The sequence below is a fragment of the Sanguibacteroides justesenii genome, assembly GCF_003204205.1.
Lineage (GTDB): Bacteria > Bacteroidota > Bacteroidia > Bacteroidales > Marinifilaceae > Gabonibacter > Gabonibacter massiliensis.
Genome location: NZ_QJPL01000001.1, coordinates 293,833 through 316,195, shown reverse-complemented (window position 1 = coordinate 316,195; position 22,363 = coordinate 293,833). Strand labels below are relative to the sequence as shown.

The 22,363-nt window shown below is 41.0% G+C and carries 19 protein-coding genes; 8 read left to right on the top strand and 11 right to left on the bottom strand.

Annotated features, from left to right (window positions below; genetic code table 11):
• The first annotated feature begins 8 nt into the window (after nucleotides 1-8).
• Nucleotides 9-278 carry a hypothetical protein gene (locus DMB45_RS01445; protein ID WP_041503820.1) on the top strand — a complete coding sequence of 90 codons (270 nt, stop codon included), beginning with the start codon at nucleotides 9-11 and terminating at the stop codon, nucleotides 276-278.
• On the opposite strand, the gene DMB45_RS01440 is transcribed toward DMB45_RS01445, so the two are convergent.
• Nucleotides 272-967, bottom strand: a complete 696-nt coding sequence (locus DMB45_RS01440) for a response regulator transcription factor (protein ID WP_041503821.1) — start codon at nucleotides 965-967, stop codon at nucleotides 272-274. The genes DMB45_RS01445 and DMB45_RS01440 overlap by 7 nt on opposite strands.
• A gap of 91 nt (nucleotides 968-1,058) precedes the next feature.
• Complete coding sequence (locus DMB45_RS01435) at nucleotides 1,059-2,297, bottom strand: sensor histidine kinase (protein ID WP_052649367.1); 1,239 nt, start codon at nucleotides 2,295-2,297, stop codon at nucleotides 1,059-1,061.
• Between the two features lie 144 nt (nucleotides 2,298-2,441).
• Here DMB45_RS01435 and DMB45_RS01430 point away from each other — a divergent pair, with 144 nt between their 5' ends.
• From DMB45_RS01430 to DMB45_RS01410, 5 genes are read left to right on the top strand one after another with little or no spacing between them, the layout of a single operon-like run.
• Nucleotides 2,442-3,104: an ABC transporter ATP-binding protein gene (locus tag DMB45_RS01430; RefSeq protein WP_041504075.1), complete on the top strand. Its 663-nt coding sequence runs from the start codon at nucleotides 2,442-2,444 to the stop codon at nucleotides 3,102-3,104.
• Complete coding sequence (locus tag DMB45_RS01425; protein ID WP_041503823.1) at nucleotides 3,101-4,327, top strand: ABC transporter permease; 1,227 nt, start codon at nucleotides 3,101-3,103, stop codon at nucleotides 4,325-4,327. Before DMB45_RS01430 ends, DMB45_RS01425 begins: the two co-directional genes overlap by 4 nt.
• Entirely contained in the window at nucleotides 4,324-5,484 is a 1,161-nt protein-coding gene (locus DMB45_RS01420; RefSeq protein WP_041503824.1) for an ABC transporter permease, read from the top strand. Before DMB45_RS01425 ends, DMB45_RS01420 begins: the two co-directional genes overlap by 4 nt.
• A gap of 14 nt (nucleotides 5,485-5,498) precedes the next feature.
• Nucleotides 5,499-6,974 carry a TolC family protein gene (locus tag DMB45_RS01415; RefSeq protein ID WP_041503825.1) on the top strand — a complete coding sequence of 492 codons (1,476 nt, stop codon included), beginning with the start codon at nucleotides 5,499-5,501 and terminating at the stop codon, nucleotides 6,972-6,974.
• Nucleotides 6,975-6,976: 2 nt separating this feature from the next.
• Nucleotides 6,977-8,224, top strand: coding sequence for an efflux RND transporter periplasmic adaptor subunit (locus tag DMB45_RS01410; protein ID WP_041503826.1), 1,248 nt, complete (start codon nucleotides 6,977-6,979; stop codon nucleotides 8,222-8,224).
• 297 nt (nucleotides 8,225-8,521) lie between these two features.
• Here the strand turns inward: DMB45_RS01410 and DMB45_RS01405 are convergent, their stop codons facing one another.
• The 4 genes from DMB45_RS01405 to DMB45_RS01390 all read right to left on the bottom strand — a co-directional run bounded on the left by DMB45_RS01405 (nucleotide 8,522) and on the right by DMB45_RS01390 (nucleotide 14,891).
• The gene (locus tag DMB45_RS01405) at nucleotides 8,522-9,655 is read right to left on the bottom strand and encodes a cation:proton antiporter domain-containing protein (RefSeq protein ID WP_041503827.1); all 1,134 of its coding nucleotides are present in this window, start codon (nucleotides 9,653-9,655) and stop codon (nucleotides 8,522-8,524) included.
• A gap of 130 nt (nucleotides 9,656-9,785) precedes the next feature.
• Entirely contained in the window at nucleotides 9,786-11,681 is a 1,896-nt protein-coding gene (locus tag DMB45_RS01400) for a BamA/TamA family outer membrane protein (protein ID WP_041503828.1), read from the bottom strand.
• A 21-nt stretch (nucleotides 11,682-11,702) separates the two neighbouring features.
• The gene (locus DMB45_RS01395) at nucleotides 11,703-12,692 is read right to left on the bottom strand and encodes an FAD:protein FMN transferase (RefSeq protein ID WP_041503829.1); all 990 of its coding nucleotides are present in this window, start codon (nucleotides 12,690-12,692) and stop codon (nucleotides 11,703-11,705) included.
• Nucleotides 12,693-12,701: 9 nt separating this feature from the next.
• A complete protein-coding gene (locus DMB45_RS01390) occupies nucleotides 12,702-14,891 on the bottom strand; it encodes a patatin-like phospholipase family protein (protein ID WP_041503830.1) in 2,190 nt (729 codons plus the stop codon).
• A 232-nt stretch (nucleotides 14,892-15,123) separates the two neighbouring features.
• Here DMB45_RS01390 and DMB45_RS01385 point away from each other — a divergent pair, with 232 nt between their 5' ends.
• Nucleotides 15,124-16,275 (top strand): sigma-54-dependent transcriptional regulator, encoded by a 1,152-nt coding sequence (locus tag DMB45_RS01385; RefSeq protein WP_041503831.1) that lies wholly within the window; start codon nucleotides 15,124-15,126, stop codon nucleotides 16,273-16,275.
• 6 nt (nucleotides 16,276-16,281) lie between these two features.
• Entirely contained in the window at nucleotides 16,282-17,487 is a 1,206-nt protein-coding gene (gene hydF, locus DMB45_RS01380; protein WP_235375082.1) for a [FeFe] hydrogenase H-cluster maturation GTPase HydF, read from the top strand.
• Nucleotides 17,488-17,525: 38 nt separating this feature from the next.
• Here the strand turns inward: hydF and DMB45_RS01375 are convergent, their stop codons facing one another.
• The 5 genes from DMB45_RS01375 to DMB45_RS01355 all read right to left on the bottom strand — a co-directional run bounded on the left by DMB45_RS01375 (nucleotide 17,526) and on the right by DMB45_RS01355 (nucleotide 22,252).
• Nucleotides 17,526-18,416, bottom strand: a complete 891-nt coding sequence (locus tag DMB45_RS01375; RefSeq protein WP_041503833.1) for an outer membrane beta-barrel protein — start codon at nucleotides 18,414-18,416, stop codon at nucleotides 17,526-17,528.
• A gap of 35 nt (nucleotides 18,417-18,451) precedes the next feature.
• The gene (locus tag DMB45_RS01370) at nucleotides 18,452-19,381 is read right to left on the bottom strand and encodes a hypothetical protein (protein WP_041503834.1); all 930 of its coding nucleotides are present in this window, start codon (nucleotides 19,379-19,381) and stop codon (nucleotides 18,452-18,454) included.
• 10 nt (nucleotides 19,382-19,391) lie between these two features.
• Entirely contained in the window at nucleotides 19,392-19,877 is a 486-nt protein-coding gene (locus DMB45_RS01365; RefSeq protein WP_041503835.1) for an RNA polymerase sigma factor, read from the bottom strand.
• The gene (locus DMB45_RS01360; protein ID WP_041503836.1) at nucleotides 19,874-21,088 is read right to left on the bottom strand and encodes a hypothetical protein; all 1,215 of its coding nucleotides are present in this window, start codon (nucleotides 21,086-21,088) and stop codon (nucleotides 19,874-19,876) included. Before DMB45_RS01360 ends, DMB45_RS01365 begins: the two co-directional genes overlap by 4 nt.
• A 234-nt stretch (nucleotides 21,089-21,322) precedes the next feature.
• Nucleotides 21,323-22,252, bottom strand: coding sequence for a YitT family protein (locus DMB45_RS01355; RefSeq protein ID WP_041503837.1), 930 nt, complete (start codon nucleotides 22,250-22,252; stop codon nucleotides 21,323-21,325).
• Nucleotides 22,253-22,363: the final 111 nt, after the last annotated feature.

Genomic DNA, 22,363 nt, shown 5'->3' with positions numbered 1-22,363 from the left:
CCCGTCCCATGAAGAACAAAAATAAAATAACCACTCTTATCGCTCTCCTGGTTTTGATTATCGCTTTTAGTATCATATCCATGATTACCTCTCCGGCCGACATACGTTTCAGCTGGACCGGAATCAATCCTTGGAATACGGTAAAAGGCGTATTCTACATGTTCAATCGCTATATACGCGTAAACGCGTGGGTTAATTACTCCCTCACGGTACTCCTTATCGCTTACCTATGGTGGAGAATCTACGCTTTAGTCGGTCGGTTCAGAAGACGTCAATGACGTTTTTCCTTAACTGTCAAACGGTAACCGTCAGCATAATCGTTCTCTATCGCAACAAAAGAATCGACAGAAAGAATTTTCCTTAACGTTGAAATATAGCGTGCCAACTCCCGCTCTTTGGTGTCGTTATGTACCCCCCAAATATTCTCACACATCTCCTGTTTAGGGCATAATTCGTTCAAACGCATAGAGAGTAAACGCAATACCCGACTCTCGGTGGCCTTTAATTTATACTCCTCTCCGGATATGGACAACAGACGAGTCATATGGTCAAAGGTCGTCCGGGACGAAATGGCACATATACTTAATTCTTTCGATGATTTTTTATGCCTGGCATGTTCGATAGTCTTATTCAACCTGGCCCAGATCTCTTCCACGCGCATTCCTTTCACCAAATATTCATCTGCCCCTTCGTACAACGCATTATAATGATTCAAGGAGCTCAAAATAACAATAGGTACGACATCACCCCTTTCTCGAATCAATTTAATCAACTCGTACCCGTCTTTGCCGGGTAAGTCCATATCCAACACCAAAATATCCCAACCCGCACTCAGATAAACCTCCCAAGCTTCATCCCCATCCCGAACCGTATGTATTTCAAATCCCGCTTTTTCAAAAACCTCGGTATAAGCAACGGCCGCTACCAAATCATCTTCCGCGTACAACATTCTCCATCTCTTCTCCATAATTTTCCATTTAAACAGAATATTCCTGACAAAAATAGAAATTCTTTTTTATAAGAAGTGAAATTACTACAATCTTACTACAATTGCTTATTTACCATTCATTCAAATAAATACTGAACACGGATCCCTCTCCCGGTATACTCTCCAACCCCACTTTTCCCCCATGTGCTTTCACGATTTTCTTCACATAAGCCAATCCTAAACCAAAACCCTTTACCCGTCTTTTGCGATCCTCCCCTCGGTAATACTTCATGAACACTTTTTTCTGCCATTTTTTAGGTATTCCCTTTCCCTTATCCGAAACGGCGATCACGATTCCATTGCCTTTCACATAACATTGTACAGTAACATCGACGATTCCATCCGAATATTTTACCGCATTATCCAAAAGATTCCGAATGACACAAAACAGATGAACGGGGGAAGCGTAAATCATAGGAACGGGTATACGATAATCCAACTCCATACGCACCTCCTTCTTATTCCTGTTCGCCCATTGTTGCTCCTCTATCAACAAAGAGATTCCCTCCCTCAAATCGAACATTTTCTTTTCGATATCGGTATCGCAAATCTGACTCAAAGAACTTAATAAAGAGGTACTGGCTCGTCGCATATTGTTCATTTCCGACTCCATAAGGTCGTATTTTTTCCGTTCCCCTTCCGAAACAATCCCTTTCGTATTTTCCCGAAGTAACTCAAGTAAGGTACTCACGCTATTCAAAGGAGTATTAAAGTCATGAACAATCTGTTGCATCATTCCCTCCTGCAAAGAAACCAATTTTCTTTGCCGTCGATTCAGATAAACAATTCCAGCCAAAAGAAACAACAATAATAAAAACGAAATAAAAATACTTCCCAATTGTTGCCAAGAGCGCTCCCAAAACAGAGCCAAAGGCAGATCGAAATAGATCGTAAATACCTCCCCCTTTTTTGATAAAAAAACAGGAGTAGCTACCTTATTCGCCGTATTCTTTTTCTCATCGGGAAAAAATGATGTCAGCTCTCCCGTTAATTTTTTAGCCACATAATAAAATTCCACTCCCTTCAAATTTTCCGGCAATTCTTCTCTTACCAAACTATCCAAAGAAGAGAAAAAAAACGTTGCCTCCGTCTGCTCCGAATAACGACAAGCTTCAGTAGAAAGTTGTTTATTAATAATACAAACGAGTGAATCTATATTTTGCGTCAAAATATCCGTTACTTCTCCCCCCCAATGCAGTCTTTCGGCCCGATACAAACGGTGACAAATAATAATTTGATTTACCATAAGCAGAAGCAACATAACGAGTACGATTCCACCTATCGTTCCGAACAATTTTTTAATAACCATCCTACCCTTTTTAAAAATTTACTACACTCTTACTATATTGTTTTACCGGACTATCCGAAAAAATACCGCACATTTGTACCGGAGATAATCAATATCTCTCCCGGGACAAAGATAAAGAATAATAAATACACAAAAAATGAGGTTATGATCACTCTCGTCGATATTAATAAAATTTACAGGACCAAAGAGGTCGAAACGCAAGCCCTCGAAAACGTGAATCTTTCCATTGAAAAAGGGGAGTTCGTTTCCATTATGGGACCTTCCGGTTGCGGTAAGAGTACGTTATTGAATATTATCGGTTTACTTGATAATCCTACCTGCGGTCAATTGCTGATTGAAAAGGTGGAAACGACAGGGCTATCCGATAAGGTGAAAGCGAAACTCAGAAACCGAAAGTTGGGATTTGTTTTTCAAAATTTCCATCTGATCCAAGCTCTGAATGTGTTGGATAACGTCGAACTTCCCTTGCTTTATCGAAACGGTACGACCTCTTCGGAAAGACGAAAAAAGGCCATGGAAGTATTGGAAAAAGTCGGGTTATCCCATCGGTTAAAACATTTCCCTACCCAACTATCCGGAGGACAATGTCAACGGGTTGCCATCGCAAGAGCACTGATCGGCGGACCGGAAATTTTACTTGCCGATGAACCCACGGGCAATCTCGACAGTCAAATGGGGGCTGAAATCATAGATATACTTACACAATTAAACAAGGACGGGATGACTATCGTTATGGTTACCCACGATGAAAAGATCGCTCAAAAAACCAATCGCATTGTTCAATTCTCCGACGGTAAAATCATATGAAAAAGAAAATAACCCTATACCTGAAGTCGGCACTCTATAATATAGGACAAAACAAGGTCTATGCCTTATTTTGCATATTAGGTACGGCACTAACTTTTATTTTTGTAACGATCATATTGCAATTCGGAAATACCTTTCTCAATAACACGCCTCCGGGTGTCAATGTCGATCGTACCGTCATGGTCTCCTGCTGGAAAAAAGATCATCAAGGTCGATACCTGGGATATTTCACGAAAGAAGAGATCCCGAATATCATGAAACACGTGAAGGGGTACGAGACGTATTCTTTTACTCAGGGACAGCCGTTGAATCTTCTGATCAACGACCAGTTAAAATCAAACTATATAAACTATGTGAATCATGATTTTTGGAACATTTATCAATTTCAATTCATAGAAGGACGTCCTTTCACGGAAAAAGAACTCCAGACTCCCGTGGCAGTCATTACCGAGAGTTGCGCCAAACTCTATTTCAAAAACGGTTCTGCCCTAAATCAAACGATGGAAGCACAAGGGATAACTTACAAAGTCATCGGAGTTGTGAAAGATTTCTCTTTCATCGTCGTGAACCCGGTCGCCACGATCTGGGCTCCTTATACATTCAACCATTTTTGGCCTAACAGAACCCGATCTTATGACCTTTACATCATGTTTCCGCGGGAGATGCCGGAATCCCAAATGCGTAAAAACGTGGCCAACGCTTTTATTGCCTATAATAAAGAACGAAACCGGGAAATCGAAATCTACCCCGAAGATTTTAACACGGTACTAAACGGTAGAACAAACAGTAAAGGCATAACAGGCATGGATTATGAGCTTTACCTCATGATTCTTCTTCTATTGGTTATTCCGGCCGTAAACATCGTTACCCTTAACATCGCCAATACGGCAAACCGCTCGGAAGAAATCGGTATCAGAAGAGCCATGGGAGCCGGAAAAATGTCTGCTTTCCTACAAATCATGACTGAAAATATTCTTCTCGTGTTAACGGGAACACTATGGGGAGTATTGATCGTATACCCTATTTTCAATGCTATCAACAGCACTTTGTTGACGGCTTTCGTCTGTGAAGGAAGCATTCTGTTTCCTGAATTGAACATAAGCATCGTTCTATTTCAAGTATTACCCTTGTCCATCGTCTTTAGTTTTCTTGCCGGAGGCTTGCCGGCTTATATGGTTGCACAACGTAATATAGCGGAAACGCTGAAAGGAGGTAAAAAATGATCGCACATATCCTTAAATTAATCTGGAATCAAAGAAAGCACTACACGGGAATTTTCATCGAACAGGTTTTAGTTTTTATCATCCTGACTATCTGTATTCTTTCTTTTAGCGAAAAAGTCCGTCTCTACTTATCTCCCGGAAACTTAAATACGGAAAATACCATTATTTTTTGGTTGAACAACACAAACGATCACTCTCCCGAGGAGGTGGGCGAAAAGATACAAAGTCTTGTTTCGAAGATGAGACAAAAATATCCCTCCAGTATCATATCATACGGAGATTTAACCCCCTATTTAAACGGAGGACAATTCACAAAGAGAGACTCTGTCGTCGTGGACAATCGCAAAATACTCACCAAAATCTATAGGTCCGACAAAAACGGCCTGGCCGTCTATCAGCCTCAAATAGAAGAAGGAGAATGGTTTTCCGGTAATTTTCCGGAAGACGGAAGCCTACCTTTGATCGTTAGCCGGCAATTCTTGGAAGAGTCAGGTTTAAAGCATCCTATCGGGAAAAAAATCCAGTACGGTAACTATACCTATACCGTCACAGGAGTCATTTCCGGGATTAAAAACAATCCATTTACCCCTTCGACCCCTACAATCGTTTTGCCGATAAACGATAAACAAGATGCAAGCTTTGGCGGATTCGATGTTAAAATCATAGATAGCGATATCGATACATACGTTCAGGATTTATATAAAGAGTTTCGGAAAGAGTTTCCAGATCCTCTTGACACCCCGACAATAGACCGGATCGAACAATGGAAAATAGGTGAAATATTAGAAACGATCATATCGGTCTCGTTACAGGCTATTCCGACCCTTTTTCTTTTGGTCTTTGCCTTTATCGGCACTTTCGGCCTGTTTTGGGTCCATTCCCGAAAACGAAAATCCGAATACGCACTACGCATGGCGATAGGATCCACTCGTTTCCGAATGATCTATCTCGTAATCATGGAAAGCTTGGTTATCACTTGTTTGGCTATGTTACCCGGTTTAATCCTCTTCTGTTATATCTCGGATTTTACCCCGGGCAATTTGTTCACCATGGGAATCACGGTATGCATCATGTTAACGTTTGCCCTATTCAGTGCTTGGTATCCGGCCTATACGGTGAGCCAAATAAATCCCGCGGAAACCTTACACTATGAATAACAACATCTGATACTATGAAAACAATATGGACCGTATTATTCGGTTTTCTTTGTCTCTCTTCCATGGGACAAAAGGAAACCAAGGTAATCTCTTTATCCGAAGCCATAGAGTTAGCCAAAAGCCAATCTACTGATGCTATGATTGTTAGAAACCGTTTTCAGGCTGCATACTGGCAATACCGGAATTTTAAAGCAGATCTATTACCTAATATCATGCTGAAAGGTACTTTTCCGAGTTTTAATCGTACTTTATCGAGTTACTTAAAAGAAGACGGCAGTCAGACCTTTATTTCCAACAATTCCCTGTCCGAGCAGCTCTCGTTGTCTATTTCTCAGAATATTCCATTGACCGGAGGGCGTATCTCCCTTCAATCCGAATTAGAGAGAGTAGATCAATTAGACGGAGAAAAAAAGACCACTTATATGAGTATTCCCATCAGCATCTCTTTAAATCAACCCCTGATCTCTTCTCATCCGTTAAAATGGGATAAACGCATTGAACCGGAAAGATTCAAACAGGCCAAACAACAATTCGCGGTAGAGATGGAAAAGGTAGCGATTCAAGCAATCAATCATTATTTCAATCTTTTGTTAGCCTTAATAAACGTGGATATTGCCCAACAAAATCAGGAACACTCCTCTAAATTAGTAAAGATTGCCTCAAGTAAAAAAAACATGGGGCTTATTTCGGATAACGAACTATTGCAATTAAAACTGAATCAGCTGAATGCTTCCTCCGCATTGATACAGACCCAGCAGGAGTATGAACAAAAAATGTTCGCTCTTCGCAACTACCTCGGCTATAACGAACAAATCGATATTAAACCGGAAATTCCTGCCGCATGTCCAGATATCGAGATTTCCATAGAACGAGTAATGGAAATAGCAAATAAAAATAATCCATTCCGTTATGATATTGTTTGCCGATTATTGGAGGCCAAGCAACAAATAGCCCAAGCAAAAGCCGAAAGCGGTTTTCAGGCAGACATATACGCGACAATCGGATATACTGGAAGCAATACGACTTTTAAAAGAACGTATCAAAATCTCCAAAACCGGGAAGCTGTCAGTTTAGGGATCAGCATCCCCATTCTAAACTGGGGAAAACGAAAAGGCAAAATCGAATTGGCTCGCTCCCGGGAAGAGATTACGAAAAACGAGGTACAGCAATCAAGACTGAATTTCGAACAAAACGTAATTACCATCGTCAGGCAATACCAGGAACAAAGACGACTAAATGAAATTGTCCAGTTGGCAGATACCATAGCCCAGCAACGCTATAAAACAGCATACGAAACCTTCGTGATGGGACAAATAAGCGTATTGGACATTAACGCAGCACAAGTAGAAAGGGATAATGCCAAACGCAATTACATCCATCAACTATCCTCTTCGTGGACTCAATTTTATACCCTCAGGCAATTGACCCTTTTTGATTTTGAATTAAATAAAGACATTATCTACGACGAATTTAAAACCTTAAATTTCTAATCATGGACAGAGCGATTTCACCCGAAATAAAAAAACAACGAAAACAGAAACTGATACTACAGATCGCCGTAATCTCCTTTTTTACCGGGATAGGCTTTTATTCTCTGATGTATTTGTTTCAACCCGGCATTGCAGCTAAAAATATACGGATATATGCCGTCGATAAAGGCCCCTTAGAGATATCGGTCTATGCCGTCGGAAAAATAGTCTCTCAAGAAGAACAGGTTATTACCTCCCCCGTGTCTTCCAAAATTCTGGAAGTATATAAAAAAGCGGGAGAAAAGGTAACAAAGGGTGAAGCCTTGCTAAAACTCGATCTGGAAACCATAAAAACAGAATACGAAACCAAACAGGAAGAGCTTCAAATGAAAAGAAACAAATTGGAACTCCAGAAAGCTACTCTTGAAAACCAACTCTCTGAAATGCAAATGCAGATTGCAATTGACGAGATGCAGCTCAAACGATCGGAGGTAATGTTGTACAACGAAAAATACTTGGACAGTATAGGGGCCAGCACCGCCGACAAAGTCCGACAGACGGAATTAGACTATAAAGTCAAGCAGATGCAGTTAGAACAATTCAAACGTAAATTCGCCAATCAACAACGGACTTCGGAAGCCGAGATCAAATCTTTGGAGTTAGACTATAAAATTGCCCGAAAAAACATCGATCTGATGTTTAAGACCTTGGGCGAAGCCCAAATACGAGCACCGCATTCCGCCACCTTAACCTGGATCAATGATCAGGTCGGTTCTTCCGTCAATCAAGGTTCGGACGTAGCCGTCATTTCCGATCTTACCCGCTTCAAAATAGAAGCCGAAATAGCCGACGGATATGCCGATAAAATCAATTCAGGAAATCGGGTCACCGTAAAAATAGGAAGCGATAAACTCTCCGGTACCGTAAGCAATGTTACTCCATCCGTAAAAAACGGCATGATCAAATTCTCCGTTTTACTCGCGGAAAACAATCATCCTAAACTACGTTCCGGCCTAAAGGTAGATACCTATGTTACCCATGCCCTCAAAGAAGAGGTTCTGCGGATCGGAAACGGGTCGTACTATACAGGTCCGGGAGAATACGATTTATGGATTGTTTCAGAGGGTAAAGCAATCAAAAAGAAAGTGATATTGGGAGAAGGCAGTTTCGAACAAATCGAAGTCATCAACGGTCTGGCAACCGGAGACCGAGTCATCGTATCGGATATGTCCCGTTACCAAAACGATAAAAAAATCCGCATCAAAAACTGACAATCCAATAATTCAGAGATTAAACGATTAGATGATTGAGTGATTGATTTTGAATCACAGAATCTGCAATTAATTTATGATTTACGATTTATGATTAAAACTCCAATATTGCCATCTTTAAATCGTAAATCACTAAATCACAAAATCCCTATATTGTTATTCTCTAACCTCATAAGCTCTTTTTTATAGCACACTGTACCCATCTATATCATCTGAAAGTAATTTATGATTTATAATTAACATTCAGATATTGCTATCTTTAAATCTAAAATCGTAAATCTACAATTTAAAATCAATTCATTCTCTAACCCCATACACTCTCTGGGATAGATATTTTACCGCCACGACAAAGAACCCCGTCAATACAAGATTCAATACCAAACTGAGAATAGAGATAATCAACGCCGGTCCGCCCAATTGATAGCCCATAGCAATAACGATGATCCCGGCACCGACCTCTCCCCGGGTAAACATTCCCACGGAAAGAGCCAAACGTTCCAGTATATTCCGGTCACGATAGAAAAACAAGGGAAACATCTTTCCCAGGTTGGAAAGGAAAGTAACAACGACTACATGAAAAATCAGCACTCCCCAACCCGGCATAGCCTCTCCGCCCGTATCCAATCCTATGAACAACGGCGTACTCAACCCCACCAAAAACATAAAAAGATAAGAGATAAAACTGGAAACTCGCACCTCGATAACAGAGGTGTGATGTACGGCCTTCATTACCATACCTAACACAAAAGCCGGTAATAGAACCTCGATATGAATGGCTCCATCCTGTCCCATCAAATACTTCGTCAGCAAATAGATACTCTCAAAAGCGGCCACAATACAAACGGAATAAATCACGATCGCCCTCCAGGATTGTGGAATATCCAAAGAACTCAACTTCTTCCAGCCGAAAATCAACAGAAGACAAACGACCAATATGATAACAAACAATTGCCATCTAAAACCGATCATCAATATCTGTAAAGGAATCATCAACAATATGGTATCCAAATCGTCGAAAATAGCCAATACCTGTGTCTTCTTGTAAATCCATTCTTGTTTTAGCCCGGCAGCCGCTAACATAGTAAACAAAATTCCGGCAGAAGTCGGAGCTGCAAATCGACTGATCAATAAATTTTTATCCCAGGACAAACCGGAATCAAGAAAAAAGATATAATAGATAGCAATAAAAATCCAGGGAACAGCAGCCGTAGCCATCGCAATAAAATAATCGGCAGTATAAGATTTCCATCTGGTTTTATCTAACTCGAACTCCCTTCCAACATTGATCATGATAAAAGCAAGGCATATAAACATGAGCCATTTGGAAACTCCTGATACTATCCCATATGTCGCCCCCATCGTCGGAGGTAACACCTGGGAAAGCAGTAAACCACACAACAAAAAAACAGAAAACAAAAAAACTTTCTTCATCCGGTCAATATATTACATAATTCCTCTTAACCCACGCGAAGATAATGAAATCCTCCACGTAAGCTGATAATTTAAAAACAGTAGAGCCTGAAAATATAAATAACAAATATTGATAAAACTTAAACATTAGCTATTCATACTTAATAGTCTCCGGTTTAGATATACGGTAATCGAAAAATCCGGTTCTACGTCGACTGGAAATATCTACATCAAAAGAGTGAAAACCGGGTGGAACTTTAGGATAATAGGTTAAACGAATACTCACATTTTTAAATATCAGATTATCGTTCCGCAAATTCACACTAACCCCGACTGCCCAATAAGTCTGAGCTTTCAAAATGGATTTATTTCCCTCTGCCAAAGCGCCGGCATCGACGAAACCGGTAAGCGAAGCACGGAATCCCCGCTTGATATAAGGCAAAAAAAGCGTTGCCGACAAAGAACCGGAAAGCCTTTGATTTCCTCTTAACGTATCGGTATCAAAACCTGTAATCTTACTATCCTCGAAATAGATGTAATCATCGTTGCTGCGCTTGATTCCTTTCACATACTCCATACTGCTGTAAAAACGCAGACGGTGTTTGGACAAATGATATAAACGACTGAAATAACTGGCTCCTAATTTAAAAACTCCACTTTCAAAATCGTACCCGTCCATAAAAGATCCCAAAGCCGCATGAAACGCGTAAAAACGATTCGTGTATTTATTAAACCAGGAATAATACCACTCCGTCCCTATATAACCGTTTTTTGTAAAATCGCCTCTCTCGTATCCGTAAAGCAATGCTCCATACAAACCGGAAGGAATATCCTCCGTCCGACCGAAATCATAAATCAGATTAGCTTTAAAATATTTCAATTTCATAAAAGCGATTGCCCCGATAAAAGTATTTCGGTTATAATAGTAAGAATTCGAATCGCTGGTCACAATCGGTCGATTGACAAATTGCGTCCCCATATATCGACCGGTCAAATAAAGATTACGAGTAAAACTGTATTTTTCTCCCAAATAAAAAGATCTCCCCACCCATGTATCGAATAAACGATAATTGAACAACTCCACAGGCTTCGTAATATCTCGGTCTACCAAAGTCGACGAAGAGTATACCCGACTATAACCGACACCTCCCGCCCACTTTGTGCGAGAGGTTTGAAAAGATCTATTCAAAGAGAGGGTCAACATATCCCGGACATAAGTATTCTCATAACTGCCATAAAAATCCACCCGGGTAGAAAACAAATTATCAACCTGATACTCGATAAGGTTACCCCAACGTTGTTCTTTCCGCCCCCGATAGCTGGCCCGATAATGTACCTGATGTCCCCTTCTAAATAAATTTTTACTCTCTATACCGATATCCGCCGCATTTAAAAAATTACTCCAAACCTCTCCCGTCCAAGAAAATTCATCTTTACAGATAACCAACAAATCCACCTCATCGGTATTTCCCGGTATCTCCTCTATCTCGATTAAAACGTCGTCGATATTAGAAAGACGTTTTAATAAAACTTCATTCTCTACTAACTCGAAAGGATCTACCGTCATGCCCGGTTTTACGGTCAACTGTTTCTTCACGATCCGTTCCGAAGTTTTCTGGTGTACATTATTACCCATCATACGCAACCAATCCAAACTATCCCGTTCATATATCGTGTCCCTGACACTCGTCCCGAATGGCGGAAGAATCTTAACATCAATCTCCCGAATTTTTTTTCCCCTGTACTTCTTATACCGATCCTCGCTATTTTCCGATTGTACAACATCGATATTATATTTTTTGGGATTAACAAAAATCATTTTATACAACTCTTTCGTCCATTTCCAACGATAAGCCGCATTCTTTATTTTCGTATATTCGTAGCGAAGCGTATCCCGGATCAGACTATCCGGTTGAAACACACCGCTCTCCGCGATTGTATCCCGCCAAATCTTATTCTCCACACGAACATTTTCCGACGAAGGTTGTGCATGACCTTGCCCCACGACCGCTACACACGCTAACACCAAAATCAGAATCTTAACCATTACTCCTTTTTCTCTGAAAATTTACTCCGAGACGATCAATTTTTTAAACCCATCGGACATCCACACTCCTTGTTTTCCCTTGTCGTCCAAATATACGAAACAAGCTTCCAATTCTGTGTCTTTTTCTATGATTTTTTGAGCTTTTTCTTTCCCTATAACCATAAAAGCCGTAGCATAAGCATCCGCCTCCATACAGGTGGGAGCATACACGGAAGAACTCAATATATCCCGTTGAACCGGATAACCCGTTTTCGGATTGATCGTGTGGGCGTATTTTTTCCCGTCTACCACATAAAAGTTTCTATAATTGCCAGAGGTTGCCAAAGCTCCCTTCTCTATGGCGACCACAGCCTGCAATTCCCTCGTGGAAGCACTCACATCATCCACGGGTTTGTCTATTCCTATCCTCCAGGCACGCTTCTTACTGCTTATTCCCCGTACCCGGATTTCACCTCCGATATCGACCATGTAATTCTTTACTCCTTTTTTATCTAAAAAATCGGCCACCAAATCGACCCCTAATCCTTTAGCGATAGAACTTGCATCAAGCTGTACCCCCTCTATGGCCTTGATAAGCCGCATACCATTCAAAGTCAATTTATCCATTCCGATATATTGCAATAAAGAATCCACTTTCTCTGCCGAAGGCAAACGCTCATTCTTAAATCCAAATCCCCAAGCATTGGATAACGGAGCCACGGTAATATCAAAGGCTCCTTCCGTCGCATCATACACTTTTTGAGCTTGAATAAACATCCTGACAAAGAGCGAATCGACCCGATCGCTTTCTTCGCGATTGATCTTCGCAATCACGGAACGAGGGTTAAACATAGAAAGAGAATAATTTACCCGTTCCATCTCTTTTATGATAACAGTATCGTAATTCAGCACACTCTCGTAAGAGATAGAATAATAAGTCCCGTATATTTTCCCCTCCATAAATTTGTATTCCTGATGACGACAACCGACGACAACCAACAGGAATCCGACAATCAATATCCAGTTCCTCATTTTATTCCATTAAAAATAATATCCTAAACTAAAGTAAAAACCTAATTTTTTCGTCCAGTTTGACAGACTAAAAGTGACATCTATAGGTCCCACGATGCTGTCATAAGAATAACCGGCCCCGCCACCCCATATATCATCACCACTCAAAATATCAAAGAAATTATCTTTTTGCTTGGCATAATTTCCAATCAAAGAAACATAATGATTCATTCCCAAACGATACCTGAAATGCAATTTAGCCACGACAAGCGAATTTTCGAATTGCTCCAAGTTTTGTATTCCATAAAAAGGCAATTGCTGTGCGACATATCTTCCGGCAACTTCTCCCCCCATGGCATTCATATAGGGATAAGCAACATTCTTTCCTATCAAAATCCGACCATAAATAGAAGGTAACATCTTTACCCGTCGAGTAATTGAAATAACCGAAGTAAAATCAAACCCCAAAGCGGAGAAAGGAGTCCCGCCATTATAATTCACAAAATTATCCGTGTAAAAAGAGTAATCCACCTTTAAAGAACTCCCTCTCGTGGGATAATAGCGCTTATCAAAAGTCTCGACGTGAGCCAGCCCGTAATAAATGAAAAATCCTTCCGGTTCCACGTTTATGTTATGCTCCCGATCCGCGTACAAAAAGGCGTCATAATCAAAATATTCATACCGCAAACCCAGTTGAAACTTTAAATTCTTAAAATAGATATCCGAAATGCTCAAATCTCCCCGATGAAACGTATAAGTTATATTATCTGCTTTCTTTCCTTTTACATATATGTTCAAATCATTGTATTTAAACATATAGGAAATATTAAAACGCCTTAAAAAAGTATTCCCTAAAGAGTAATCCAATTGTACGTACGGGTTTTTACTCAGCCGACCGGTTAAAGAGAGACGAGAGCCTCGCAAGGTCCGGTGGCTGATGGTCGTATTCAATAAAATAGCCGCCATCTCTTCCGTATCGAAACGGAATCCGAGATTCAACGAACTCATGGATTTTTCCTTTAGAATCAATTCCAAATTATAATTGGGAGCATCGGTTATACGGTAACTGACATGAGCGAACGCTCCCGTCCCGTATAACTCGGCAATAGCCTGATGTATATCACACGTAGTAATACGGGTATAATTTTTCAATCGTATTTTTCTCTTCAGCCATTTTTCATCCCGTTCATCAATACCTTTAATGACAATCCGATTCACCCAAATCGTATCGCTTTCAAGTAATTTATTCTCTATCTCTTTTTCCTCCTTTGCCTCTTCCCCTATTCCTATCTCTTTCTTCAAAGCAATCAACTCATCCCACTGACTTCTGGCAACCCGTTCCCCGCGCATGATCAACGTATCGATAGCCTCCCGGGAAAAACTCGCCGCCGAATAAGGAGCCACATCCGGTTTTATATACACGTTCAATAACTTCTTGTTCTCCTCGTACTTTTGAATCCCCAAAAAAGAGGTCATTTGATCGATAATACCCGTTACGGATTCCAACCCTTCAGCATCCCTCAACTCGGCTTGTACATCCACTCCTATCAAAATATCAGCCCCCATTTGCTTAGCCAAATCTGCCGGAAAATTATTGGAGATTCCACCGTCAACCAATACCATACCATTTTTAAGTACCGGGGCAAAAACACCGGGAATAGCCATACTTGCCCGCATAGATAAGGGCAAACTACCTCTATCCAGTACAACCTCCTTACCGTCCACCAAATTACTGGCTACACAGGCAAAAGGGATCGGCAACCGGTCAAAATTCAACGAATCATGGTAACCGATCGTCAAATCGGAAAAAAGATTATAAATATTTTGTCCGCTAATAAAACCAGAAGGCATTTTTATCTCCCGGTTATTGTTAATCGGGATCGAAATCAAATATTTTTCATTTACCTCCTTCTCAGAAAAAGGCAAATTATAACGATATACCTTATCACTCAATAAAAAAATCCAATCTTGCTTCCGTACCAAACTATCCATGATATGAGCATCATACCCGATGGCATACAAAGCTCCCACGATAGCCCCCATACTCGTTCCCGCAATATAATCTATCGGTATCCCGGCCTCTTCCAACACTTTCAGTACCCCAATATGAGCCACACCTTTAGCACCGCCTCCACTCAATACCAAACCCACCTTTTTACGTTGGGCATTCCCATCCATTACAACAAAAAAAACGATAAGCAACAATAACAATCGTCTCATACAAACATTTTTAATTCAGCCTTCCATTACCCCTCCGTTCAATCTTCCCAAATGTAGTTATTTCTCCTGAATTCACCATCGTACCCGGTTAAAAAACATTCCATCACTCATAAATTAAATCTACCTGTAAATATTTATCCTTACATTTTTACAATAAAATAAAAAGGCTTTTACCGGCGATTCGTTTTATTTCGTTATTTTTGCCAAGACTGTGGAAAAAATAAGGAAAAATATGACAAAAATATTGGTAATTGATGACGAACGTAGCATTCGGAATTCAATGAAAGACATATTACTGTATGAAGGACATGAAGTTCTTTTGGCAGAAAACGGCATGGAAGGACTGGTAACCGTGAAATCGGAAAAACCGGACATCGTTTTTTGTGATATTAAGATGCCGAAGATGGAAGGGATTGAGGTTTTGGAACGCATCAAGGAATTTTCCGTCGATACCCCCGTTATCATGATCTCCGGACACGGTACGATAGACACAGCCATCGAGGCGATTAAAAAAGGCGCTTATGATTTTATCGAGAAACCTTTGGATCTGAACCGTCTACTGATCACGATCAAAAACGCGACCGACAAGCATCAGCTTATACACGAAACCAAAACGCTGAAAAATAAAGTCAGTAAAAAATACGAGATGATCGGAAATTCCGAAGCTCTCAATCATGTTCGCTCGATGATCGAGAAAGTAGCCGTTTCGGATGCACGGATTTTAATTACCGGTCCGAACGGTTCCGGAAAAGAACTGGTCGCCCGTCAACTCCATGAACTCAGTAATCGCCGGAATAACGCCTTTGTCGAAGTCAACTGTGCCGCAATTCCCTCCGAACTGATCGAAAGCGAATTATTCGGACACGAAAAAGGAGCCTTCACTTCTGCCATAAAACAGAAAAAGGGAAAGTTTGAACTTGCTAACGAGGGAACCCTGTTCCTGGACGAAATAGGTGATATGGGCTTAAGTGCCCAGGCAAAAGTACTACGTGCCCTGCAAGAACAAAAGATCACACGGGTCGGAGGAGACACGGATATCAATGTGGATGTACGGGTGATTGCCGCTACCAATAAGAATCTGAAGCAGGAAATTGAAAAAGGAAATTTCCGGGAAGACCTGTACCACCGCCTCAGTGTCATTATCATAGACGTTCCGCCGTTGAACCAAAGAATCGAAGATATCGAGCCCTTAACCAATTATTTTATCAGTGAGATCTGTTCGGAAATGGGTATTGCCACCAAAACGCTTACCCCGGATGCCATAAAAGCCTTAAAAGGATGCGATTGGACGGGTAATATCCGGGAACTACGCAATGTCGTAGAACGTTTGATCATTTTATGCGGTCAGACCATTACCAAAGAAGATGTTGACATGTATAGGTAATAAAACATGATGGGAAAAGAAAATAAACTACATATCGTCCTGTTAGGACGCAGAAATAATGGGAAAAGTTCTCTCATTAACCTGTTAACGGGACAAGAGATAGCTATTGTTTCTGAAATTGCAGGAACCACAACCGATACGGTTAAAAGAAGTTATGAAATTCCGGATTTCGCCTCCGTTATTTTTATGGATACGGCAGGAATTGACGATTCCGGAGAACTCGGAAAAAAAAGAGTAGAAAAAACCCGAAACGCAATTACTCAAGCCGATATCGCCATAGTCGTAATCGCCCATAACCGATTCGGACAGGAAGAAGAGTCGTTAATCAACGATTTACAAAAGTTAGAAATACCTTTTATCGTTCTCCATAACAAAAGTGATGAAGAATCCCTGCTTCCCGCACTTGAAAACAAATTAGTAAAAGCATATCGCTGCCCTGTTATTGATTTTTCGACGCTTTCCCGGCAAAATCATCGCGTTATCGAAGCTTTGAAAGAGGTGTGGAAAAGTCAACAACAAGGACCGGAATCTTTAATCGGGGATTTACTCTCCCCCGGAGATGTCGTTTTATTGATAACACCTATCGACTCCGAAGCTCCGGCCGGGCGTTTAATCTTACCGCAAGTACAAATGATCCGGGATATCTTGGATAACCACTGTACAAGCATTGTTTTACAACCCGAGGAGATTGCCACTTTTCTACAAAAAACAGGGATACGTCCCAGATTAGCCATCGCAGACAGCCAGGTTTTTAAAAAAGTAGCAGCCATCGTACCCGAAGAGATACCCCTGACCAGTTTCAGTATAGTCTTGGCCCGGCATAAGGGGCAATTCGAAGCTTACTTGCAAGGAACGGGACAAATTGAGAATCTGAAAGAAGGAGACCGCATACTCATGCTGGAATCCTGTTCTCACCATGTCTCCTGCGAGGATATCGGACGCCATAAAATCCCGCACTGGCTACAAACCTATACCGGTAAAACATTTACCTTTGATTTTATCGCGGGATTGGATAACATCGCTCGGCCGGTCACGGACTACGCCATGGTCATCCAATGCGGAGGATGTATGATTACCGGTAAACAATTAAAAAACAGACTTCAACCCGCCATCGACGCTGGAATACCGGTCAGTAATTACGGCATGACCATCGCCTACCTGCACGGTATCTTTAACCGGGCCATAGAGGTATTTAAAAAATCGGGAAATTGAAAAACTTCCCGATTTTTAATATGAAAGAATCGCTACAATTATAATATAAAACCAAATCCGATGGAATACGGATGAACCCCGGGAGCCGTAGAGGTATTAAACAAATGAGTCAAAGTATAACCGCCCCAGAGACTGATCCCCCGGAAACCCATTCTCAACACATAGTCCACCTTAACCGGAGCCATTCCGTAACTTCCCGAATCTTTTCGTATCCGTTTATTTCCCTTATCGCTTTTATAAACGATTTTAGTCTTGGAGTGAAGCCGAAGTCCCCCCATAAATCCGGTAGACACGTAAAATATATTTTTATTTTTCAGACGATATTGATACTCCATCAGGATAGGCAAGGTCAAGTATAAAATTTTAAATGTACTTCTCTTGGGACGATCGATTCCTAACTCCGATAGAGGAAGGGGTTGTAACTGCCCCATTTCATCCTTATGCAGGGTAATGTTACGGTCAAAACGCAAGCGCTGGTACTCTAAACCCAAACCGGTAACAAAACCGAAATTCAAATTCACCGGCAATGAAAACTGAGAAAGATTAAATTGCATCGTAAATGAATTAGCCCAATCCAACGTCAGAAAACGATCCCCTCCGTATTCGGAATAATCGGTATTCCCAAAATTTACAAACCCGAAATAAAACCCTCTCCAATGCCCGGTAAAACGAGAATTGTCATTTTGATTATCATCAAACATCTCTATTTCATAGGTCGTTCCAAAGACCCGAACACTCTCTTTGGGACGCCTTACGAGTGTATCCCAAACGATCATCTCCTCCTCTTTCCCGATCGAATCTTTGGATTGACTTCTCTCTTTAACCGAATCTCTCTTATGCCAAGAATCACGTATCACAACGGAATCTTTTTGAGCAGAAGCCGTAATACACTCCAACAAAAACACACAGACAATAATTATCAGTTTCATAATTCAAATTTTTATCTTATTTATAATCGTGTTATCTACCACAAAACATACTCTTTCCGATCCTTATTCTTGAAACGTTCCTTCCAGTCTTTTCCCGCCCGAATCAAGTTAGACAGAAAATTATCCTCAATTTTCAAATCCGATGTCAACGCGTAGTCTTTTTTGTCCTGTTCTGCAATTTGATCGAAGGTAATCCCAGGTTTCATAGCCTGCAAATCCGCCTTAGGGATCAAAATGATCTCCCGGCCAATAGCTATATCTCCATCAGCCGGAATTGTCGACATGGCCACAATCCGCTGAACAGTTTGTATCGGTTTATCGACAGATGGAGGGGTCCGTTTCTGCAAATACCGGACGGGAACCGTCGCTTCGGGCTTTGCCAAGGAACTATCTTTAAGTATAGCCGGTATTGCGGGCGCTTTATGCGCAATTTCTCTACTCTCCAAACGAGCAACAATCGGAGAAGAGTGACTTTCTCCCGCTTTATCCTCTCCCATCCAATAAAATATAATCCCGAACAGAATCAATACAAGGGCAGCAACACCCCCGTAACGCACCACTCCGTACAGCCACCCGGACCACCGGTATAAATTTCTCTTTTCCGGATAACGAATAGAGAGATCCGGAATCATTTTTAATCGAGAATAAACAGCCGCTACCTCACGAAACTTCTCTTCACCCATCTCCTTCTCAACCCTTTTCCGTTCATCCTCAGTTAAAACATTCTCGGAAACAGCAATAGCATAATAATCCATCCTCCCGTTCCGATTCTCTTGTTTCAAGGCAGATTTTTTCTCCCATTTTAACAAAGGAGGTGTTAATCTTACCTGTTCTATTCCCTCCATCTGCTCGCGTAAGTCCGGGTGCCTGAACAAAAAATCGTCCAATTCTTCTTGTAATGCCTCCGGCAATAGGCCCTCCAGGTAGTCAATAAAGTAACTCTCGTAATTCTCTTTTGTTATCATATCTCCCTCCTTAAATTACCAAATCAGGTCTACGGATAAACTCTTTCATATAAGCTCTGGCTCGAAATATATATACTTTCACCTGCGTCTCGTTCAATCCCGTAATCTCCGCAATCTCTTGATAAGAATAGGATTCGTAATCCCGCAATAACACCACCGTCTTTTGTATGGTAGGTAGTTTCGCCAACGCCGAATCCAATACATCCTGTAAATCGGGCGGATTATTACTCTCTTCCGAAAACCGACTACCGATCTCTTCAATATCGCCATATTTATATTCTCGCCGAAGAAGGTCTATCATTCGGTGGTAAGCCGTAGTATAAAGAAACGATTTCGCCTTACTCTTTTCAATCACAGATAGCATTTCCCATAATTTCAGGAAACTGTCCTGCACGATATCCTGCGCCATCTCCTTCGAACGACATGCCTTATAAAGAAAACGGAACAAACCATCCGAAATATCATCTACCGATCGATTATACTCTACTCTTGTCATTTCATCTTCATTTCAGGTATACCGCTTCCCCACAAATCAATCTGCTTTATCATTCGCCAGCGAAAATATTCCGGTTTCTCTCCTTTTCTGAAAAGTAATACACCTTCATTATTAGCATTCACATCGCTATATTTTCCCAAGATCAATTTTATCCCGTTCTTTAACTCCACCCAAGTGTATTCATAATTTTTCGGCTCAATCTTTTTCACATAACGAAAAGGCAACGCGTAAACCGTATTCCCATTCCTTCCTTCCAATAATTCAAAATCCATCGCTTCGTCCAAATCATACACCAAAATCCCCTCTATTATCCTACCGTTACGATCTTTTACACTTCCTCTCAATCGAACAGGTTCCGAGAAATCCTCATATTCCATTTGTTTTATATCTTCCAAAGCAACCGTTTCGAAAGAGACAAAATCAGGCCACTCCACGCGTACTTGTCCTACAGATGCCATATTGATAAAAATTCCCCTATTTTCATCATTCACATCACTTTCCCCCCACATACTTATCTCCCTGCCGCTTTTTAAACTTACGACACTTACCGAACCCGTTTTTCGAACAGACACGACATTGGAAAAAGCGACTCTTGCGCCATACTCTCCAATCAACCCGCTAATAGTCTGTCTTAAAGAATTTTTATCTCTATTCCACCGGACGATTCCCTTAAATTTTCCGTATGGGGTCGTTACAATACCGGCAATAGGCACATCCCGGGGAGCCGAAAAATCTTCTGGAGCCGCATAGAATTTAATTTCACTTATCAATTCCCAAGAAAGAATCTCGAACTCTCCGTTCTTTTTCTCAATCCCGATATCCTCTCCTATATCGTGAAACGAACCTTTTCGTAACTCGATGATATTTCCATTTTTTATTTGCAATTCAATTCGATCGTTAGCTGTCGGACGAATACTTTTTATATTACCAAAACGGCAAGAGAAAATATGAATCCCCGGCTCTGCATGGACCTCGTTTTTTAATAAAACAGAATCTTTTCCTCTAAAATAAGAGGTATACGGATTATTTATTTTCATGGCCGTGAATAAATCCACCCAGTATAAGTTACTTTTCCCCCAAGAAATATATCCCACAACCTTTCTATTGGTTACCGTGGTAACCTCCCCGAATATTCTCACCTCATTCACTCCGGCCCGTATCCCTTGCCACATACAGACGAATAATACGATCAATACTCCTGATTTCATCATACGCTTTATTTTAATTCAATCCTATGACGAACAAATATCGTGAATAGTTACAAGCAAAAAATAATTTTAACTAAAACAAAATCCGTACAGGAGTGATCCGATCATTTATACCAGACACAACAAGCCTCCAAAACGGATTATCCGGAACGCACGAGATGGACCTAAATAAAAGAAACGTCGTTTTTCCATAAAAAACGACGTTTCTATACTGATTCGTACTTTTTTACAAAAACTTTACGACTCGGAATTCAATTTCTTAAATCCTTTTCCCAATATCTCTTTCGCATCCAGAATCGTCACAAAAGCATTCGGATCGATTTGGTAAATAGCCCGTTGCAGAGTCGCCATTTCACGACGGTTAACCATAGTCATGATCATCTCTTTTTCCGTCCGGTTATACATGCCCTGAATCGGAACGATCGATCCCCCGCGTTTGATATCCGTCAAAATAAAATGACGGATATCTTCTACTTTATCCGATATAATAAAAAAGGTCTTTTCATTCGCAAATCCTTGCAACACGACGTCTATCGTTTTACCCATCAGAAATATAGCTAACCAAGAATACATCGGTACCTTCCAATCCTGAAACATCAGGAAACCGAACACGACAATACAGGAGTCCACGGTCATCTGAAGTTGCCCTAACGGCTGATGCGTCCACTTGTGCAATATATTCGAAAGCACATCCGTACCCCCGCTCGAGGCCCTGGTTTTCAATATCATTCCCACTCCTACTCCCATAACGACACCGCCGAAAATACAAGCTAACAGAACCTCATCTCCCAATTTAAACGGATCCAACAATCCGTTAACCGGAATAGGCTCTCCCATCAACGTCAAAAGTATAGCCGGTATACTGTCGGCAAATACAGCCACCAAAATAAAACAGACAAACGTTTTAACACCAAATTGCGGTCCTAAAACTTTCATCCCCAACAGACTCAACGGCAGATTAAAACAGAGTGCCGCCATACCGATCGGGAATCCCCACATATGCTGCAATACGATGGTAATACCGTATATTCCCCCCGGGACAATCTTGTAAGGAGCCATAAAACAACTGTATCCCAATGCCAAAACAAATGCTCCGCCGACTAACAAAGCATACGTTTTAAACCATTCTTTCGTGAAAGGTTTTTCTTTCATCAACGAAAATGCCATTCGAATTTTTAATTTAATTATACTACTACAAACATCACGGCCTGTAAAAAACAGCGCCTTCTAAATCAGGCCGCGAATATAGGAGGCGAAATTCTACAAAAACATGACTTT

Excerpts from the sequence above, each read along its gene's own strand:
- DMB45_RS01445 (WP_041503820.1), top strand. The coding sequence starts at position 9 with ATGAAGAACAAAAATAAAATAACCACTCTTATCGCTCTCCTGGTTTTG.
- DMB45_RS01440 (WP_041503821.1), bottom strand. The coding sequence starts at position 967 with ATGGAGAAGAGATGGAGAATGTTGTACGCGGAAGATGATTTGGTAGCG.
- DMB45_RS01435 (WP_052649367.1), bottom strand. The coding sequence starts at position 2,297 with ATGGTTATTAAAAAATTGTTCGGAACGATAGGTGGAATCGTACTCGTT.
- DMB45_RS01430 (WP_041504075.1), top strand. The coding sequence starts at position 2,442 with ATGATCACTCTCGTCGATATTAATAAAATTTACAGGACCAAAGAGGTC.
- DMB45_RS01425 (WP_041503823.1), top strand. The coding sequence starts at position 3,101 with ATGAAAAAGAAAATAACCCTATACCTGAAGTCGGCACTCTATAATATA.
- DMB45_RS01420 (WP_041503824.1), top strand. The coding sequence starts at position 4,324 with ATGATCGCACATATCCTTAAATTAATCTGGAATCAAAGAAAGCACTAC.
- DMB45_RS01415 (WP_041503825.1), top strand. The coding sequence starts at position 5,499 with ATGAAAACAATATGGACCGTATTATTCGGTTTTCTTTGTCTCTCTTCC.
- DMB45_RS01410 (WP_041503826.1), top strand. The coding sequence starts at position 6,977 with ATGGACAGAGCGATTTCACCCGAAATAAAAAAACAACGAAAACAGAAA.
- DMB45_RS01405 (WP_041503827.1), bottom strand. The coding sequence starts at position 9,655 with ATGAAGAAAGTTTTTTTGTTTTCTGTTTTTTTGTTGTGTGGTTTACTG.
- DMB45_RS01400 (WP_041503828.1), bottom strand. The coding sequence starts at position 11,681 with ATGGTTAAGATTCTGATTTTGGTGTTAGCGTGTGTAGCGGTCGTGGGG.
- DMB45_RS01395 (WP_041503829.1), bottom strand. The coding sequence starts at position 12,692 with ATGAGGAACTGGATATTGATTGTCGGATTCCTGTTGGTTGTCGTCGGT.
- DMB45_RS01390 (WP_041503830.1), bottom strand. The coding sequence starts at position 14,891 with ATGAGACGATTGTTATTGTTGCTTATCGTTTTTTTTGTTGTAATGGAT.
- DMB45_RS01385 (WP_041503831.1), top strand. The coding sequence starts at position 15,124 with ATGACAAAAATATTGGTAATTGATGACGAACGTAGCATTCGGAATTCA.
- hydF (WP_235375082.1), top strand. The coding sequence starts at position 16,282 with ATGATGGGAAAAGAAAATAAACTACATATCGTCCTGTTAGGACGCAGA.
- DMB45_RS01375 (WP_041503833.1), bottom strand. The coding sequence starts at position 18,416 with ATGAAACTGATAATTATTGTCTGTGTGTTTTTGTTGGAGTGTATTACG.
- DMB45_RS01370 (WP_041503834.1), bottom strand. The coding sequence starts at position 19,381 with ATGATAACAAAAGAGAATTACGAGAGTTACTTTATTGACTACCTGGAG.
- DMB45_RS01365 (WP_041503835.1), bottom strand. The coding sequence starts at position 19,877 with ATGACAAGAGTAGAGTATAATCGATCGGTAGATGATATTTCGGATGGT.
- DMB45_RS01360 (WP_041503836.1), bottom strand. The coding sequence starts at position 21,088 with ATGATGAAATCAGGAGTATTGATCGTATTATTCGTCTGTATGTGGCAA.
- DMB45_RS01355 (WP_041503837.1), bottom strand. The coding sequence starts at position 22,252 with ATGGCATTTTCGTTGATGAAAGAAAAACCTTTCACGAAAGAATGGTTT.